19 protein-coding genes are annotated in these 16,645 nt (G+C 44.5%); 12 read left to right on the top strand and 7 right to left on the bottom strand.

What is annotated here, in order from left to right:
* The first annotated feature begins 2 nt into the window (after window positions 1–2).
* The 6 genes from nqrE (at window position 3) to dinB (ending at window position 4,812) form a co-directional block, all read left to right on the top strand.
* Window positions 3–599: an NADH:ubiquinone reductase (Na(+)-transporting) subunit E gene (gene nqrE / locus L3V31_RS05755; RefSeq protein WP_053396733.1), complete on the top strand. Its 597-nt coding sequence runs from the start codon at window positions 3–5 to the stop codon at window positions 597–599.
* A 33-nt stretch (window positions 600–632) separates the two neighbouring features.
* On the top strand, window positions 633–1,856 hold the full coding sequence (gene nqrF, locus L3V31_RS05750) for an NADH:ubiquinone reductase (Na(+)-transporting) subunit F (protein ID WP_237315165.1): 1,224 nt from the start codon (window positions 633–635) through the stop codon (window positions 1,854–1,856).
* Between the two features lie 144 nt (window positions 1,857–2,000).
* Window positions 2,001–3,005, top strand: a complete 1,005-nt coding sequence (locus tag L3V31_RS05745) for an FAD:protein FMN transferase (RefSeq protein ID WP_237315164.1) — start codon at window positions 2,001–2,003, stop codon at window positions 3,003–3,005.
* A gap of 22 nt (window positions 3,006–3,027) precedes the next feature.
* Window positions 3,028–3,261, top strand: a complete 234-nt coding sequence (gene nqrM / locus L3V31_RS05740) for a (Na+)-NQR maturation NqrM (RefSeq protein ID WP_005436655.1) — start codon at window positions 3,028–3,030, stop codon at window positions 3,259–3,261.
* A 120-nt stretch (window positions 3,262–3,381) separates the two neighbouring features.
* The gene (locus L3V31_RS05735) at window positions 3,382–3,615 is read left to right on the top strand and encodes a DUF2789 domain-containing protein (RefSeq protein WP_237315163.1); all 234 of its coding nucleotides are present in this window, start codon (window positions 3,382–3,384) and stop codon (window positions 3,613–3,615) included.
* 123 nt (window positions 3,616–3,738) lie between these two features.
* Complete coding sequence (gene dinB / locus L3V31_RS05730; RefSeq protein WP_267135899.1) at window positions 3,739–4,812, top strand: DNA polymerase IV; 1,074 nt, start codon at window positions 3,739–3,741, stop codon at window positions 4,810–4,812.
* A 44-nt stretch (window positions 4,813–4,856) separates the two neighbouring features.
* Here the strand turns inward: dinB and L3V31_RS05725 are convergent, their stop codons facing one another.
* Window positions 4,857–6,782, bottom strand: coding sequence for a RecQ family ATP-dependent DNA helicase (locus L3V31_RS05725; protein ID WP_237315162.1), 1,926 nt, complete (start codon window positions 6,780–6,782; stop codon window positions 4,857–4,859).
* Window positions 6,783–6,858: 76 nt separating this feature from the next.
* Between L3V31_RS05725 and L3V31_RS05720 the strand changes: the two genes are divergently transcribed.
* The 3 genes from L3V31_RS05720 to L3V31_RS05710 all read left to right on the top strand — a co-directional run bounded on the left by L3V31_RS05720 (window position 6,859) and on the right by L3V31_RS05710 (window position 9,807).
* Complete coding sequence (locus L3V31_RS05720) at window positions 6,859–7,338, top strand: GreA/GreB family elongation factor (RefSeq protein ID WP_237315161.1); 480 nt, start codon at window positions 6,859–6,861, stop codon at window positions 7,336–7,338.
* A 61-nt stretch (window positions 7,339–7,399) separates the two neighbouring features.
* Entirely contained in the window at window positions 7,400–8,143 is a 744-nt protein-coding gene (locus L3V31_RS05715) for a YggN family protein (RefSeq protein WP_237315160.1), read from the top strand.
* A 299-nt stretch (window positions 8,144–8,442) separates the two neighbouring features.
* A complete protein-coding gene (locus L3V31_RS05710; RefSeq protein WP_237315159.1) occupies window positions 8,443–9,807 on the top strand; it encodes a sodium-dependent transporter in 1,365 nt (454 codons plus the stop codon).
* Window positions 9,808–9,887: 80 nt separating this feature from the next.
* Here L3V31_RS05710 and L3V31_RS05705 read toward each other — a convergent pair whose 3' ends face one another.
* The 4 genes from L3V31_RS05705 to tsaA all read right to left on the bottom strand — a co-directional run bounded on the left by L3V31_RS05705 (window position 9,888) and on the right by tsaA (window position 13,206).
* Window positions 9,888–10,079: a DUF4250 domain-containing protein gene (locus L3V31_RS05705; RefSeq protein WP_015297152.1), complete on the bottom strand. Its 192-nt coding sequence runs from the start codon at window positions 10,077–10,079 to the stop codon at window positions 9,888–9,890.
* The gene (locus L3V31_RS05700) at window positions 10,079–10,285 is read right to left on the bottom strand and encodes a YaeP family protein (RefSeq protein WP_237315158.1); all 207 of its coding nucleotides are present in this window, start codon (window positions 10,283–10,285) and stop codon (window positions 10,079–10,081) included. The genes L3V31_RS05705 and L3V31_RS05700 overlap by 1 nt, the downstream gene beginning before the upstream one ends.
* Before the next feature lie 383 nt (window positions 10,286–10,668).
* Window positions 10,669–12,384, bottom strand: a complete 1,716-nt coding sequence (locus tag L3V31_RS05695; protein ID WP_237315157.1) for a proline--tRNA ligase — start codon at window positions 12,382–12,384, stop codon at window positions 10,669–10,671.
* A 111-nt stretch (window positions 12,385–12,495) separates the two neighbouring features.
* Window positions 12,496–13,206, bottom strand: a complete 711-nt coding sequence (tsaA, locus tag L3V31_RS05690) for a tRNA (N6-threonylcarbamoyladenosine(37)-N6)-methyltransferase TrmO (RefSeq protein WP_237315156.1) — start codon at window positions 13,204–13,206, stop codon at window positions 12,496–12,498.
* Window positions 13,207–13,329: 123 nt separating this feature from the next.
* On the opposite strand from tsaA, the gene L3V31_RS05685 reads away from it, so the two are divergent.
* From L3V31_RS05685 to L3V31_RS05675, 3 genes are all read left to right on the top strand, one after another.
* Window positions 13,330–13,584, top strand: a complete 255-nt coding sequence (locus L3V31_RS05685) for a type B 50S ribosomal protein L31 (protein WP_237315155.1) — start codon at window positions 13,330–13,332, stop codon at window positions 13,582–13,584.
* 10 nt (window positions 13,585–13,594) lie between these two features.
* Window positions 13,595–13,720 carry a type B 50S ribosomal protein L36 gene (ykgO, locus tag L3V31_RS05680; RefSeq protein WP_004744821.1) on the top strand — a complete coding sequence of 42 codons (126 nt, stop codon included), beginning with the start codon at window positions 13,595–13,597 and terminating at the stop codon, window positions 13,718–13,720.
* 227 nt (window positions 13,721–13,947) lie between these two features.
* Window positions 13,948–15,534 (top strand): AbgT family transporter, encoded by a 1,587-nt coding sequence (locus tag L3V31_RS05675; protein WP_237315154.1) that lies wholly within the window; start codon window positions 13,948–13,950, stop codon window positions 15,532–15,534.
* 72 nt (window positions 15,535–15,606) lie between these two features.
* Here L3V31_RS05675 and L3V31_RS05670 read toward each other — a convergent pair whose 3' ends face one another.
* Complete coding sequence (locus L3V31_RS05670) at window positions 15,607–16,050, bottom strand: YaiI/YqxD family protein (RefSeq protein WP_237315153.1); 444 nt, start codon at window positions 16,048–16,050, stop codon at window positions 15,607–15,609.
* Complete coding sequence (locus L3V31_RS05665; protein WP_237315152.1) at window positions 16,047–16,340, bottom strand: hypothetical protein; 294 nt, start codon at window positions 16,338–16,340, stop codon at window positions 16,047–16,049. Before L3V31_RS05665 ends, L3V31_RS05670 begins: the two co-directional genes overlap by 4 nt.
* Window positions 16,341–16,645: the final 305 nt, after the last annotated feature.

Below are 16,645 nucleotides of genomic sequence, written 5' to 3'. Positions count from 1 at the left end.
TCATGGAACATTACATTAGTCTGTTAGTTAAATCGATTTTCATCGAAAACATGGCTTTGTCTTTCTTCTTAGGTATGTGTACGTTTCTTGCAGTATCTAAGAAAGTTAAGACCTCTTTTGGTCTAGGTGTTGCGGTTGTAGTAGTACTTACTATCGCTGTTCCAGTAAACAACCTTGTTTACAACCTAGTATTGAGAGAAAACGCTTTAGTTGAAGGTGTCGATCTTAGCTTCCTAAACTTCATCACCTTTATCGGTGTAATCGCAGCACTTGTACAGATCCTAGAAATGGTTCTAGACCGTTTCTTCCCACCTCTGTACAACGCGCTAGGCATCTTCCTACCGCTGATCACAGTAAACTGTGCGATCTTCGGTGGCGTATCTTTCATGGTACAACGTGACTACAACTTTGCTGAATCTGTTGTTTACGGCTTTGGTTCTGGTGTGGGTTGGATGCTAGCCATCGTTGCTCTTGCAGGTATCCGTGAGAAGATGAAGTACTCTGACGTACCTCCTGGTCTACGTGGTCTAGGTATCACATTCATCAGTGTAGGTCTAATGGCGTTAGGCTTTATGTCTTTCTCTGGTGTTCAACTGTAAGTCGGGTAAACCGCAACAATTAAGGAATAGTCAATGGACATTATTCTTGGTGTAGTGATGTTTACTCTGATCGTACTGGCTCTAGTACTAGTGATTCTTTTCGCTAAGTCTAAGCTTGTACCAACAGGTGACATTACAATTTCTGTGAACGACGACCCTAATTTGGCGATCGTTACACAACCAGGTGGTAAACTACTTAGCGCTCTTGCTGGCGCTGGTGTATTCGTTTCTTCTGCCTGTGGTGGCGGTGGCTCATGTGGTCAGTGTCGCGTAAAAGTTAAATCTGGTGGTGGTGATATTCTACCTACTGAGCTTGACCATATTACTAAAGGTGAAGCTCGCGAAGGCGAACGTCTGGCATGTCAAGTTGCAATGAAAACGGACATGGACATCGAACTTCCAGAAGAAATCTTCGGCGTTAAGAAGTGGGAATGTAGCGTTATCTCTAACGATAACAAAGCGACGTTCATCAAAGAGCTTAAGCTACAAATTCCAGATGGCGAATCAGTACCTTTCCGTGCTGGTGGTTACATCCAGATTGAAGCACCTGCTCACCACGTGAAATACGCTGACTTCGATGTACCTGAAGAGTACCGCGAAGATTGGGACAAATTTAACCTGTTCCGTTACGAGTCTAAAGTAAACGAGGAGACAATCCGCGCTTACTCAATGGCTAACTACCCAGAAGAAGAAGGTATTATTATGCTGAACGTGCGTATCGCTACGCCGCCGCCTAATAATCCTGATGTACCACCTGGTATCATGTCTTCATACATCTGGTCTCTTAAAGCAGGCGACAAGTGTACGATTTCTGGTCCATTTGGTGAGTTCTTCGCCAAAGATACTGATGCTGAAATGGTATTCGTTGGTGGTGGTGCTGGTATGGCGCCAATGCGTTCGCACATCTTCGACCAGCTTAAGCGTCTAAATTCTAAGCGTAAGATGTCTTTCTGGTACGGTGCGCGTTCTAAGCGTGAAATGTTCTACGTAGAAGATTTCGACGGCCTACAAGAAGAAAACGACAACTTCGTATGGCACTGTGCTCTATCAGATCCAATGCCAGAAGATAACTGGGATGGTTACACAGGTTTCATCCACAACGTACTGTACGAAAACTACCTGAAGGATCATGAAGCTCCTGAAGATTGTGAGTACTACATGTGTGGTCCACCTATGATGAACGCAGCGGTTATCGGCATGCTGAAAGATCTAGGTGTAGAAGATGAAAACATCCTTCTAGATGACTTCGGTGGTTAATCCATCTAAGTGATTGAAACTTATGGCTGACTCTTACAGGGTCAGCCATTGTTTTTTCTGAATATAAATTGATATAGAAAATCGGTTCATATCGATACAACTTATTCTCTATATCCATTTCAATTTTCCATAGGAGTTAAACAAGTGAAAAAGTGGCTTGTTGCTTTCGTTTCTCTTTTAGTTCTTGCTGGTTGTGAACAGCCTGCGGAGCAAGTACATCTAACTGGCCCTACAATGGGGACGACTTACAACATTAAATACATCGCTGCTGAAGGTATTCCAGCAGCGGCTGAGCTACAAAAAGAAGTCGACCGTTTACTCGAAGAAGTGAACGATCAAATGTCGACTTACCGCAAAGATTCAGAGCTAAGTCGTTTCAACCAGTACACAGACTCTGATGCGTTTGAAGTATCGCCTCAAACAGCGACCGTTGTGAAAGAAGCGATTCGATTGAACAAACTCACCATGGGCGCGCTGGATGTGACGGTTGGTCCACTGGTTAACTTGTGGGGCTTTGGTCCGGAAGCTCGCCCGGATGTGGTTCCTTCAGATGAAGAGCTCGCGGCTCGAAAAGCAAATACTGGAATCCATCACTTAACCGTCGATGGGAATAAGTTGTCGAAAGATATCCCACATTTGTACGTTGATCTCTCGACCATCGCTAAAGGTTGGGGCGTTGATGTTATTGCTAACTATCTGCAATCTGAGGGCGTTGATAACTATATGGTTGAAGTTGGTGGTGAAATGCGCCTAAAAGGGGTTAACCGAGAAGGCGTTCCTTGGCGTATTGCTATTGAAAAACCGACGGCCGACGAACGCTCAATTCAAGAGATTATCGAGCCAGGTGATATGGCAATTGCAACAAGTGGTGACTATCGTAATTACTTTGAGAGCGATGGTGTGAGATACTCTCACATTATAAATCCGCAAACAGGCAAACCGATTAATCACAAAGTTGTGTCTGTTACGGTATTGGATAAATCGTCGATGACTGCTGATGGTCTCGCAACTGGCTTAATGGTGCTGGGTGAAGAGAAAGGCATGGCTATCGCGAATGAAAATAACATTCCAGCCTTCATGATCGTTAAGACGGATGATGGCTTTAAAGAACTGGCTTCAGAAACCTACAAGCCATTTATGAACAAATAACAACAGAAGTGAGCATGTTTGTATGAGTACATTTCTAATTACATTTGCTGTGTTTGTCGCTGTGATTGCGGCAATGGCAGTCGGCTATATCTTTCAGAAGAAAGTGGTGAAGGGCAGCTGTGGTGGTCTTGGTGCTGTAGGTATCGAAAAAGTGTGTAACTGCCCAGAACCTTGTGACGCTCGTAAAAAGCGTGAAGCTCGTGAAGCCGCGCGCGCAGAGAAGCTTGCTGCTTGGGAAAAAGACCGTATTGCATAATTCGGCAATGTTGTAACGCAATCATTGGATTTAAATAACCCAGCTTCTGCTGGGTTATTTTTTTATCGACTGCCAGACAGAGTATATACTCTTGATAAGTATTCCTGTTAGGAGGCAGATATGGAAATGCATCAACACGGTATGACGGAATTGTTTGAGCAACTCGGCTTGGGCAGTTCACCAAGGGAAATTAAAGACTTCGTCAATAATCATCGACACAAACGGGACTCTGCGCCGATATATGAAGCGAGCTTTTGGACAAGATCACAGTCAGACTTCTTGAGGCAGGCAATAGAGCAAGATGCTGATTGGGCGGAGTTAGTGGATCAATTGGACGTTATGCTGCGGGACTAGCTGATACAATAATCGGTCAGTCAATGGGTTATCTGGTTTTATGGGGTTGGCGGTTAGTTAACCAGCTAAACTTTCATTTTCTTCGGGCATTAATTTAACTATACTGTATTTTTAAACAGTGTAATGTGGGTTATGTCAGAGCGAATCAGGAAAATTATTCATGTCGATATGGATTGTTTTTATGCTGCCGTAGAGATGAGAGATAACCCAAACTACAGAAACATTGCACTGGCTGTGGGTGGCCATGAGAAGCAGCGTGGGGTCATTAGTACCTGCAATTATGAAGCGCGTAAATATGGAGTGCGCAGTGCAATGCCCACCTCCCGAGCTTTACAATTGTGCCCCAATCTTGTGGTTGTACCCGGACGGATGCATATTTACAAACAAGTGTCTCAGCAGATCCGGTCGATTTTTGAGCGTTATACTCCCATCATAGAACCTCTTTCCCTCGACGAAGCGTATTTAGACGTGACTGTTGCAACAGCTTGTCACGGCTCCGCGACATTAATTGCTGAAGCCATTCGAAGAGATATCTGGAATGAGCTTGGCTTGACCGCTTCTGCCGGTGTGGCACCAATTAAATTCCTCGCGAAAGTCGCATCAGATATGAACAAGCCCAATGGCCAGTTTGTGATTCCTCCTGACAAAGTTCAGGAAGTCGTGGATAAATTACCACTGGAGAAAATTCCTGGAGTAGGTAAGGTCAGCCTGGAAAAACTGCATCAAGCGGGATTCTATCTTTGTGAAGACATCAAAAAAAGTGATTATCGAGAACTGCTACGTCAGTTTGGTCGCCAAGGTGCTTCGCTATGGAAACGGAGTCAGGGGATTGATGACAGAGAAGTGATTGTTGAACGGGAACGAAAGTCTGTCGGAGTCGAACGCACGTTTAGCCAGAATATATCCACTTACGACGAATGTTGGCAGGTCATTGAGAGCAAGCTTTATCCGGAACTTGAAAAGCGCCTTGAACGCGCCAGCCCTGATAAGTCGATAGTCAAGCAGGGTATAAAAGTGAAGTTTGCCGATTTTCAGCTTACGACCATAGAACACATCCACCCTCAGCTGGAGTTAAATGACTTTAAGATTCTGCTCAAAGACATCCTAAAACGCCAGCAGGGGCGAGAAATCCGCCTTTTAGGCTTGAGTGTGATGCTCAAGCTTGAAGTACAAGCCCGTCAGCTTAGTTTTTTCTAAGCGAGGTTTCTTCTAAGGCCAGCTTCTATTAACAACTGTTTCTTTTAAGTTCGAGCTTTACTGACCTGCTCGATGACTTTATCAAAGGATACATTTTCCATCGCGCCATAGCCGGATTTTTTTGTCGCTTTAAGCTGGCTGATAAGTGGGGTACTTATCCCGCACAAGAACCGGGCAACCGCCTCATTACTGATGGTTGTTGGAGACAATTGCACAAACTCATTCACCCAAGACACTATCTGTTTGTGCTCGGGCAGTTCATTTACCTGAGTTGGAAACGCAGCCACTTGGCCTCGACAAACCGAGCAATGACCACATTGAGTAGGTGCGTTGTGATCCGCAAAGTAATGTGCGAGCTGATAACTTAAGCAATCTGACGATTGGAATAAGCTCAGCATGGTATGAATTCGCTCGATGTCCTTGTGTTCTTTGGATTGGAACAGTTCGTAAAGATGTTGTTCCAGATTCTCAGAGCGTTGTTGATTTGGAAGTACAGTATACACGTCGGTTAATTGTTTACTCTCCAATTCAATCCAGCCGTTTTGATGAAAGTAATCCAGTGCAGCGACCACACGGCTTCGTTCTGATTGATAGTGCATCCAGAGTGCGTCTAAATCTACCTGACACCATACTTTGGCTTTTGTCGAGCAAGTGAAGATGGCTTCTACAAACTGGCGTCGTTCACCTTGAAACTGATTGAGGATAAATTGCTGGTCTTGGAGAAACTTAAAGCGATACTCGGCAAAGTAGCTGTATTTCGCCTTGATGACTTTCTCTAACTCCAAATACACTAGCAGGGTTTTAAGTGGTAACTGACGTATATTACTTTCACGAGACAGGCGCAGCGGTACGATTTCCCACTGTGGAGCATGTTCACGAGCTTGCTCTAAAACATACTTGATAGAGGTACGTTCAGGTGTATCACCATAAACAAAGTTCTCTAGTACGGTTAAGCCAGATGAATTGCCAAGGAGAATACATTCAGAGCGTTGACCGTCACGTCCTGCCCGGCCAATTTCTTGTGCGTAGTTCTCAATTGATTTCGGCAGATTGAAGTGAATCACACGGCGGATATCCGACTTGTCTACTCCCATACCAAACGCGATTGTCGCCACGATGCAGTCAATTTGGTTACCCATAAATTGCTGTTGGATTTGTTCTCGAACGTCACTCTTCATCCCTGCATGATAAGCATGGGCGTTAATGCCGATGTGAATCAGCGATTTTGCCACCTGCTCAGCAGTTTGTTGTTGAGTGACATACACAATGGTTGGCAGAGTAGGCTGCTTGGCAACGATGCTGTTAAGCTGAGTCTGTTTCTCTGACTCTGTGCACGGAATGACAGAAATATCCAGATTAGGACGGTAAAAGCCCGTGACGGTAATATTCTCACTGGCGATATTGAATTTCTGCTGCATGTCGTTAATAACAGCAGGTGTTGCCGTAGCGGTAAGCAACAGCGTTTGAGGAATATTCAACTCACTCTGATATTGCGGTAGCTTCAGGTAGTCGGGACGAAAGTTATGTCCCCATTCGGAGATACAGTGTGCTTCGTCCACGACCATCAATGATATAGGGATCTGACGGATAAACTCACGGAACCGTTCGTTCTTGAGCCGTTCAACTGAAATCATCAGAATTTTTATCTGGCCGTTTTTCACCCCTGCCATCACTTGCTGAGATTCTTCTCGACTTTGGCTACTGTCAATGGATGCCGCCGCAATGCCTTTACTTTGTAAAAAGCTAAGCTGGTCTTTCATTAACGCAAGGAGTGGCGAAATCACCAAAGTCAGGTTTGGCAGCTGCGTGGCGGGCAATTGATAACAAAGTGATTTTCCTGATCCGGTTGGAAAGATTGCCGCTGCAGAGTCTCCATTCATGACAGCTTCAATGACTGGCTGTTGACCTGAGCGTAATGAGTCAAAACCAAACACAGATTGAAGTGTTTGCTGCAATGGTAGACTTAGCATAATAGGGAAACCTTTCTTTGATGATAAACTAGAGCACATTAACATATCCTGATTGTATAACGCGCGTCCAAAAAGTATGAACAAAGCAGAGTTAGTCCAAATTATCATTCAGCAGTTGGAAGAAAAGCTGCAAATTGCGCACGCTTCTACCCAGAGAGCGATCGATGCCGCGACGGATGAAGAGACGGTTCCTGAACACAAGTATGACACGCTGGCGTTAGAAGCCTCTTACCTTGCTCACGGTCAGGCAATGCGCGTTCAGGAAAGTGAACAAGAGTTACAGCAGTACCGTTCTCTTATCATTAGAGACTTTACAGACGCACCGATTGGTGTCGGGGCTTTTGTCTTGTTGGAAGATGTTGATTTGAAAGAAAAGTGTTTTTTCATCGGCCCTTGCTCTGGTGGTTTAACGGTTGAGTGGCAAGGTAAACAAGTCTTTGTCTTAACGGCGAAATCCCCACTTGGTCGAGCACTAGTTGGGAAAGAGGAAGGGGATGAAGTTGATGTTAAAATTGGTAATAAAACAATGGGTTATTCGGTGGTGATGGTTTTCTGACATCAAATATATAACCCAGTGTTATGTTTAACGATAGTAAAGTTGGATAAAAGAGAAAGACATGAAGAAACTGCTTACACTTTCATTGCTGGTAGTGAGTGCTTCTGGCTATACAGCGCAGTGTCGTGTGGACATCAATAATGAAGTTCGTATGGATGGACAGAATTTGGAAATTCATCAATCCACTGGTGATACAGCGGTTGTCGATGAACAAAACAACCTGTTTATTAAAGGGGAGCAAGTCCAACTCGATGCCGATCAGAAAGCGGCGATTGAAGGTTACCGAGAGAAAATGAATGCGTACATCCCCCAGGCTAAACAATTGGCGAGTGATGGTTTAGAGCTGGCAACTGCCATCATCGATGATGTCGCTGCGAGTTTGGATGCCCCTGGTGCGTTTGACAATGTGAAAGCTTCAGTACAAACGTTTTTTGCAGACGTCGAATCACGCTACTACAAAGACGGTGATTTTATTCTGCCTGCTGAAAGCTTTGAGTCGATGACACAAAGCTGGACGGACGATTTTGCTAAAGCTCAGGAGATCTTCAACAAAGAGTTCTTAGCAAGTGCGTTTGAAGCATTATCCAATAAGATGCAAGAAGAAGACGGTCTTAACCTGACAGCACTGTCTGAAAGTATGGCGGAGCTAAGTGCTAAAGTTGAACAACGTATTAATGAACACTCGAGCGGCTTAGAGCAGAAAGCAGAAGAGTTGTGCGACTCTCTGGATGATATGGTTGTCCAGGAAGATAATGTCCTGAAGAAAATTCCAGAGTTGAAAGATTATCGAGTCTTTACGATTTAATCTCTGCACATCAACAAACAAAGAGAGCGCCAACGTGCGCTCTCTTGCTAACAGTAAACGTCTAAATCATCTCATATCCCCGATGCCTTATTGAGCATTCACCGATGTGATCTCAGAGAACTTAAAATACAGTAACTCGTATTTCGATGACCAAATTTGAGATGTACGTAATATTTTACAATCTGAATCTCTGCTGATTGTTCTTGTTGTCGAATAATTAACCTGCTTACTCTTGCTGATTAGTTGATATTTCTATAATGTACTAGTCAGCTAGTTCATTGATATTCTGTGTGAGTGGTATGACACAACAAAATTCTTCTCAGCCTCGTGAGCATTTTGGCTCTCGTCTCGGATTCATTTTAGCCGCAGCAGGTGCGGCAGTGGGTCTGGGAAATATTTGGGGCTTTCCTACGCAAGCTGCCAGTAATGGTGGTGGTGCGTTCTTGTTAGTTTACTTAGTGATGATTCTTATCGTTGCTTTTCCTATGCTCGTGGTTGAAATGGCGATTGGTCGACATGGTCAGGCGAACCCTGTTGACAGCATGCGTGCGTTGACCCATAACTCTGTCGGTAAAAAGTTTGGCGGCATGGTTGGTTGGATCGGTCTGAGTGTACCAAGTGCGGTGCTCGCGTTTTACTCCATTGTTGGTGGCTGGTTGATCTGCTTTTTGCTCGGTGCGATCACTGACATCATGGGGTTGGAAGCTATTACCGCTTGGTTTAAAGGGTTCAGTGTAGAGCGCAATCTGTTTGGTACGATTACTTTTTATGTTCTCACGGTTTTGATCGTACAAGGTGGAGTTAAACAAGGTATTGAAAAGTGGTCAACACGTTTGATGCCAGCTCTGTTCGTTTTGTTTGCATTGTTGTTCGTTTACATCATGACGCAAAGCGGTGCGATGGAAGGCCTTAAGCATTACCTGGTACCTGATTTTGAAAAGATTTGGGACAGAAAGCTTATCTTGGCTGCAATGGGGCAGGGTTTCTTTTCACTGACCATTGGTGGCTGTTCAATGCTGATCTACGGTTCTTACTTAAGCAAAAAAGAGAACCTGCCTAAAATGGCGATGAACGTAACTTTAGTGGATACTGCAGTGGCCTTTATTGCTGGTTTGGTTGTCATGCCAGCGATGTTTGTGGCGATGCAGAAAGGCGTTCAGATTTACGCGGAAGATGGATCGCTTCTCAGCTCAGATACGTTGGTATTTACGGTATTACCTCTGATGTTTGATAGCTTGGGTTTACTTGGCCAGTTATTCGCGATTGTGTTCTTTTTACTACTTACTATTGCCGCGCTGACATCATCAATTTCGATGCTTGAGTGTCCGGTGGCTCTGGTTAGTGAGCGTTTTAATACTCCACGTAGCGGAACCAGTTGGGTGCTGGGTGGTTTGATTGCTCTGTTCAGTGTGGTGATCGTATATAACTTTGGCGCAATGTTTGGCTTGGTGGCAACCGTGGCGACTCAGTACTTACAACCAATGGCGGCGCTACTGTTCTGTCTGTTTGGTGGCTGGGTATGGAGCCGTAACTCGAAGATTAAAGAGCTTGAGCAAGGCTTCCCAGAGTTTACTCAAGGCTGGTTTGGTAAACTATGGCCAGCGTACGTGAAGTTTGTTTGTCCGGTGCTTGTGGCTACCGTTATCTGGGCTTCATTCGGATAATTACCGGGCACAGAGATAAAAGAAAAGGGCTTGATGAGCAATCATCAAGCCCTTTTTGTATTCTTGTTCGAAAAAGAGAATTAACGGAATTGACCGGCTTCCGGAAGGAAATCAAATCCTGCGGTTGCTAGTTTCGCTTCCAGCGCTGTGCGGTCAATATCAAAGAAAGCCACTAGCTTATCCAAATCACCACCAAAGTCATCACGCAGTTTCATGTTGACGATGCTCATCAGCATCACGGGATCCATAGATTCAAAATTCGCCAGATTCATTACTTATCCTCAAAATCAGAAATCAGTAAGTTTGCTGCGGCAAATGCTGCCGCTTCACGAGTTTCTCGTGGTAATGACTCGTTTGCAGCAACGTCATTCAGAGCTTTTAATGCACAAGAAATTGCTTGAGGCACATAAGCTTGATCGCCACTGCCGATTTGAGCGTAAAGCTCACGAACTAATTCACAACAGCCGTATACTTGCATTACATAATCCTTAAAAGTGATAACTGCTCTCAAATATACACATAGCGGATTTGAAACTCAAAGCAGAGACTTGTCTTACCTCAATTTGTGGTTTGAATTGAACATGGATTAATCACATCAGAAGTTATCGTTGTACGTGACTTATTTTTAATTATTGATGTCATTCCGAGGAGCCTTGGCGACATCAGGAATCTAAAATCAGCGAGCTGAGAAGTTTTGGGTTTCCTTAGCAACATAGAACTTGAAAAGTAGATTCTGAATCACACTCGTACCTCGCTGTTCGACGAGTGGTTTGAACATGTCGCTTTCTGTTCGGTGAGTGGTATACGTAAAAAAGGGCTGACCGAAGCCAACCCTTTCAAGCAATAAGACCCGTTTAGTACTTATTGAAGTTGAGCTTTAATGTGCTCAACGATATCAGCCATTGCTACGGCTGTTTTCTCACCAGAACGACGGTTCTTGTACTCGAAGTTACCTTCTTTCATTGAACGATCGCCGATAATGACCGTGTGCGGTACGCCTACGAGTTCCATATCCGAGAACATAACGCCTGGACGTTCTTTACGATCATCAAACAGGACTTCGATACCCATTGCGGTCAGTTCTGCGTACAGCTTCTCAGCCGCTTCTTTCACTTCTTCTGACTTATGCATGTTCATTGGTACGATTGCTACCTGGAACGGCGCAAGCGCGTCTGGCCAGATGATACCGTACTTATCGTGGTTCTGTTCAATAGCAGCAGCAACTACGCGAGTAACACCAATGCCGTAACAGCCCATCTCCAGAATAACGTTCTTACCATCTGGACCAAGCACGCCACAGTTCATCTTCTCAGAGTAGTTCTTGCCTAGCTGGAAGATGTGGCCAACTTCGATACCACGTTTAAGCTGTAGGGTACCTTTACCGCATGGGCTTGGGTCACCTTCAACCACGTTACGTAGGTCTTCAACTTGGCCAAGCTCAACGTCACGGCCCCAGTTGATACCGAAGTAGTGTTTGTCGTCGATGTTAGCACCACCACCGAAGTCACTCATTACCGCTACGCTGCGATCAACGATGAACGGTAGTTTAAGGCCTACTGGACCAAGTGAACCTGGACCTGCGCCGACAAGAGCACGAATCTCTTCTTCTGTCGCCATTTCTAATGGTGCTGCAACTTGTGGGAGGTTCTCTGCTTTTACTTCGTTCAATTCGTGGTCACCACGTACGAGCAAGGCAATGATCGGTGCATCCACTTCATCAGACGCTTTAACAAACAGTGTCTTGATGGTTTTCTCAATCGGAAGACCGTGTTGTTCTACCAACTGCGCGATTGTTTTCGCATTTGGTGTATCTACCAGTGTCATCTCTTGAGTTGGCGCTGGAGCAGAGTCGGCAGGTGCTAAAGCTTCTGCTTTTTCAAGATTCGCTGCGTAGTCTGATTCCGTAGAGAAGGCGATAAGATCTTCACCACTTTCTGCCAGTACGTGGAACTCTTGAGAGCCGCTACCACCAATTGCACCGCTATCGGCAAGTACAGGGCGGTAATCCAGACCCATGCGATCAAATGCTTTGCAGTATGCATCGTGCATCGAATCGTATGTCTTTTGTAGACCTTCTTTGTCGATGTCGAAGCTGTAAGCATCCATCATCGAGAACTCACGAGAACGCATGACGCCAAAGCGTGGACGTCGTTCATCACGGAATTTCGTCTGGATTTGGTAAAGGTTCAGAGGAAGTTGTTTGTAAGAGTTTACCTCGTTACGCACCAAGCTGGTGATCACTTCTTCAGCGGTCGGGCTAAGAACAAACGGACGTTCATGACGGTCAGTAAAGCGAAGTAGCTCAGGTCCCATTTTTTCGCTGCGGCCTGTCTCTTCCCAAAGTTCAAACGGCTGAACAACGGGCATCAAAGTTTCGATAGCACCTGCATTGTCGATCTCTTGACGAACGATGTTTTCGACTTTACGCAGCACACGTAGACCAGTAGGTAGCCAGGTGTATAGACCTGAAGCCAGCTTACGGATCATACCTGCACGTAGCATGAGCTGGTGGCTCACTACTTCTGCGTCGTTTGGAGTCTCCTTCAGAGTAGAAAGAAGATAATTACTGGTACGCATTAAATTTATCCGTTTATTTAAGTTGATTACTCAAGTCGGTGCCGACGAGAGTATGGAAATCCCACAATGGGAAATTTGTTAGCCGCCTATAATATCAGCCAATTGGCTTTGTCAAAAGCTTTCGATCGCGGTAACCGTTATTAAGTTGCCCGTAACGATGAACTTCACGTTTAAATCGAACAAATTTACTGCATATTCTTTATTGTCCGGCTTGTTTTTCTTATAGGCGGGACGAGGATCTTGCGCTAACACTTGTTCGATCACGGACAGAACATGATCAGTATCGGATCGATTTTTCACCATCGCCAGCGATTGCGATGAAAGTGCTTGCGAAGAAAAAGTTACTTGTGACTTTTCTGGCTCTTCCCCCGCATAGCCTCCTTGCGCATCTGGAATCGAATCCGAGTAGGGGATGTAAGGCTTAATGTCGACAATCGGAGTGCCATCAACCAAATCGACACTACCTAGATCTATGTAGATTTGGTCACCTTGCTTGGTCACGCCCTTTACTTCCACTGCTGACATACCGATACCATTTGGCCGAAAAGTGGAGCGAGAAGCAAACACACCAATTCTTTCATTGCCGCCTAAACGTGGTGGTCTGACTGTTGGTTTCCAGCCTGCCTCTAAATTTTGATCAAACATAAACAGTAACCACATATGAGAAAACTGTTCTAAACCTCTGACCGCCTCGGGGCTATTTGCTTCGCCCAAAAGTTTTACTCTTGCTTTTGCTGCGGGAACTAGTCGCGGTTGACGAGGAACCGCGAACTTTTCTTTATATGGGGTTTCAATGATGCCAATTGGCTCAATGGAATACATAGTGATCATCTTTAAGAGTGTATGTAACGCAAAAAGTATCACAAATTTCTCTTGCTTTTCTTGTTGATAATTATTATTAATTAAAATGTTATAACATAACATTAGCATCAAAAGGAAAATATGATGAAGCCAGGTATCCACCCTGAGTATCGCCCAGTGGTATTTCACGACACCAGCGTAGATAAATATTTCGTTGTTGGTTCAACACTGCAAACCGACCGTACCATCGAATGGAAAGACGGTAAAACATACCCTTACTTCACACTAGATGTGTCGTCAGAATCTCATCCGTATTACACAGGCAAACAACGTGTGGTTCAGACTGAAGGACGTATTGCTAATTTCAATCGTCGTTTTGGTCAGTTTAAGAAGGACTAAGGAATAAATCATGAAAGTAGTTAAATCTCTAAAAAGTGCAAAGAATCGTCATCCGGATTGTCAGATAGTGAAGCGCAGAGGGCGCTTGTACGTTATTTGCAAAACGAATCCTAGATTCAAGGCGGTACAGAAATAGAGAGAGCTTATCGGTTGGCTGTCGTTTTGTTTAATTGATAGTGTTGCTTTGTGTGTTTTATATGGATGAAATAACTGCATTTTTAAGTATTGTTGGTTAAAAATTTGTCTTTATTTTACACTTTGTAACGTTTTTGACTTTTAATTGACTTATAACTCAATTACCCTTCGCTCGCTTTTTGACACCTTTGTCACATTTGCATAGGAATAAAAACAAGGAGGGAACAGATGAGTTCATCTGCTTCAATTAAACAAAACACGCCTAAGAAACCGCTGTTTACGCGTTTCTTAGATACTGTCGAATATTTGGGGAACCTATTACCCCACCCGATTACACTATTTGCCATTTTCTGTTTAGCCATTTTGGTGATGTCGGGTATAGCTGGTTACTTCGAAGTTTCAGTTATGGACCCTCGTCCTGAGGGCGCAAGTGGTCGTTCGGCAGACGGTATGATCCACGTTGTCAGCTTACTTAATGCTGATGGCCTACAACTTATCGTTACTAACCTAGTGAAAAACTTTGTTGGTTTCGCACCGTTAGGTACAGTACTTGTAGCAATGCTTGGCGTTGCAATTGCAGAATACTCAGGCCTACTTTCAGCAGCGATGCGTGGTCTTGTAATGGGTGCTTCTCAGCGCATGGTTACAGTGACGGTCGTTTTTGCGGGTATCATTTCTAACACAGCATCAGAGCTTGGCTACGTGGTATTAATTCCACTGGCTGCAATGCTTTTCCATTCATTAGGTCGTCATCCTCTTGCTGGTCTTGCAGCTGCATTTGCTGGTGTATCCGGTGGTTACTCTGCAAACCTACTTATCGGTACGGTTGATCCACTGCTTTCAGGTATCACTGAAACTGCAGCTCAAATGATCGATCCAAACTACACAGTAGGCCCAGAAGTAAACTGGTACTTCATGTTTGTCTCTACTTTCTTTATTGCAGGCATGGGTGCATTTGTTACTGAAAAAATCGTTGAGCCAAAACTTGGCAAATACAACGAGGAAGAAGCCTCAGAAGATCTGTCTAAAGACAAAATGGGTGGCCTGACAGACCTAGAGAAGAAAGGTCTGAAAATGGCGGGTATTGCTATTCTGGCAGTATCTGCGCTATTGGCTTGGACAATCGTTCCAGAAGACGGCGTTCTACGCTCTGACGCAGGGACTATTGCAGGCTCACCATTCCTGAAAAGTATCGTTGCTTTCATCTTTGTATTCTTTGCTATCCCTGGCTTTGTATACGGTAAAGTTGTAGGCACGATGAAAACTGACCGCGATGTTATCGATGCGATGTCTAAATCTATGTCTTCTATGGGCATGTACATCGTACTGGTATTCTTTGCAGCGCAGTTTGTTGCTTTCTTTAAATGGACGAACTTTGGTCAGGTATTCGCAGTTGCGGGTGCAGACTTCCTGCAAAGCATCGGTCTGACTGGTCCAATGTTGTTCTTTGCATTCATTCTAATGTGTGGCTTCATCAACCTGATGATCGGCTCTGCATCGGCACAGTGGGCAGTAACAGCGCCAATTTTCGTACCAATGCTTATGCTGGTTGGTTACGCTCCTGAAACTATTCAGGCTGCTTACCGTATCGGTGATTCGACAACCAACATCATTACACCAATGATGAGCTACTTTGGTCTGATCCTAGCGGTTGCAACTCGCTACATGAAGAACCTAGGTATCGGTACGTTAATCGCGACCATGTTGCCTTACTCAATCTGCTTTATCGTAGGTTGGAGTGTGCTGTTCTACCTATGGGTATTCGTATTTGGTCTACCAGTAGGTCCAGGCGCGGCAACTTACTACACGCCTTAATAAAAAGCACCTCACACAGCTCCAAAAAAAAGCCTGCGAACTTCGCAGGCTTTTTCCGTTTCTAAGGCCTGATTAACGCTTGGCGAGAATTCTATCTAAGTGATTGGCAAATTCTCTACGTTCTGTTTGTGACAGTGAAGCGGGACCACCGGTTTGGATACCACTAGAACGCATGGTGTCCATAAAATCACGAATGTTGAGGCGAGCTTTAATGGTGTCTTTGGTATAAAGCTCTCCACGAGAACTCAATGCCAGTGCGCCCTTGGTTATCACTTCATCGGCGAGTGGGATATCGGAGGTGATCACCAAATCGTTGGCTTCCACTCGTCTCACAATCTCGTTATCGGCAATATCAAAGCCTGCCGGTACTTGAAGCGAATGGATATTTGCTCTTTTCGGAACCGGTACAACGTGGTTGGCGACGAAAGTACATTCAACACCAGTGCGTTCTGCTGCACGAACAATTGTCTCTCGAATGACTTTCGGGCAAGCATCTGCATCTACCCAAAGCTTCATGATTTTTTCTCGCTCAGTTTTTTTTCTAGCTCTTCTACGCGTGCAGTCAATTGTGCGATTGTATTTTCAAGCGTAGTCAGGCGATCTTCTTCCGACGTTTTTTGTGCGGCGATTTCAATTTTTGGAACACGATTAGCGTTCTTCCAGCTCTTAATCGTAGCGATGAGTGCAGGCATAGGAACGGGCGTTTTCATTCGTGCTTTAACTAGAGCCACACTCGGTTCTTTGCCCTCTTGTTGGAGCTGTTCCATTACTGTTTCCAGTTCTTTAGTGACGTCTTGGGTTAACATTTTCAATCCTTAACAACGATATTGTTATCATAATACGTTGAGCGGCCGCATTTAGCGAATGGCAATTTGGATTGTGCTTTGTAAGAGATCTCTTACAAGGGGTGTGAGAGAAAACGATTTCTTTAGCAGATAAACAGAAAGACCTCGCTTTAATGCATTGATATATATGGATTTAACCTTTATTTAACAATTAAATCCTGAAAAAATGTTAGTGGGCATGATTGTGATTGCAAAAGAAAAGAGTAAATTAAACCTTGTCAGCAGGATGCAGACACGGAACAGGAAAGCACCACGGATTAGGTCAT

The sequence above is a fragment of the Vibrio sp. J1-1 genome (assembly GCF_021728395.1).
In the GTDB taxonomy this organism is placed as follows: Bacteria; Pseudomonadota; Gammaproteobacteria; order Enterobacterales; family Vibrionaceae; genus Vibrio.
Note: the sequence above shows the minus strand (reverse complement) of the source record. Positions and strands in the feature narration are given on the sequence as shown.

Bases quoted from the DNA above. Each gene is read 5' to 3' on its own strand.
- nqrE (WP_053396733.1), top strand. From the start codon at position 3: ATGGAACATTACATTAGTCTGTTAGTTAAATCGATTTTCATCGAAAAC.
- nqrF (WP_237315165.1), top strand. From the start codon at position 633: ATGGACATTATTCTTGGTGTAGTGATGTTTACTCTGATCGTACTGGCT.
- nqrM (WP_005436655.1), top strand. From the start codon at position 3,028: ATGAGTACATTTCTAATTACATTTGCTGTGTTTGTCGCTGTGATTGCG.
- L3V31_RS05735 (WP_237315163.1), top strand. From the start codon at position 3,382: ATGGAAATGCATCAACACGGTATGACGGAATTGTTTGAGCAACTCGGC.
- dinB (WP_267135899.1), top strand. From the start codon at position 3,739: ATGTGGGTTATGTCAGAGCGAATCAGGAAAATTATTCATGTCGATATG.
- L3V31_RS05725 (WP_237315162.1), bottom strand. From the start codon at position 6,782: ATGCTAAGTCTACCATTGCAGCAAACACTTCAATCTGTGTTTGGTTTT.
- L3V31_RS05720 (WP_237315161.1), top strand. From the start codon at position 6,859: ATGAACAAAGCAGAGTTAGTCCAAATTATCATTCAGCAGTTGGAAGAA.
- L3V31_RS05715 (WP_237315160.1), top strand. From the start codon at position 7,400: ATGAAGAAACTGCTTACACTTTCATTGCTGGTAGTGAGTGCTTCTGGC.
- L3V31_RS05710 (WP_237315159.1), top strand. From the start codon at position 8,443: ATGACACAACAAAATTCTTCTCAGCCTCGTGAGCATTTTGGCTCTCGT.
- L3V31_RS05705 (WP_015297152.1), bottom strand. From the start codon at position 10,079: ATGAATCTGGCGAATTTTGAATCTATGGATCCCGTGATGCTGATGAGC.
- L3V31_RS05700 (WP_237315158.1), bottom strand. From the start codon at position 10,285: ATGCAAGTATACGGCTGTTGTGAATTAGTTCGTGAGCTTTACGCTCAA.
- L3V31_RS05695 (WP_237315157.1), bottom strand. From the start codon at position 12,384: ATGCGTACCAGTAATTATCTTCTTTCTACTCTGAAGGAGACTCCAAAC.
- tsaA (WP_237315156.1), bottom strand. From the start codon at position 13,206: ATGTATTCCATTGAGCCAATTGGCATCATTGAAACCCCATATAAAGAA.
- L3V31_RS05685 (WP_237315155.1), top strand. From the start codon at position 13,330: ATGAAGCCAGGTATCCACCCTGAGTATCGCCCAGTGGTATTTCACGAC.
- ykgO (WP_004744821.1), top strand. From the start codon at position 13,595: ATGAAAGTAGTTAAATCTCTAAAAAGTGCAAAGAATCGTCATCCGGAT.
- L3V31_RS05675 (WP_237315154.1), top strand. From the start codon at position 13,948: ATGAGTTCATCTGCTTCAATTAAACAAAACACGCCTAAGAAACCGCTG.
- L3V31_RS05670 (WP_237315153.1), bottom strand. From the start codon at position 16,050: ATGAAGCTTTGGGTAGATGCAGATGCTTGCCCGAAAGTCATTCGAGAG.
- L3V31_RS05665 (WP_237315152.1), bottom strand. From the start codon at position 16,340: ATGTTAACCCAAGACGTCACTAAAGAACTGGAAACAGTAATGGAACAG.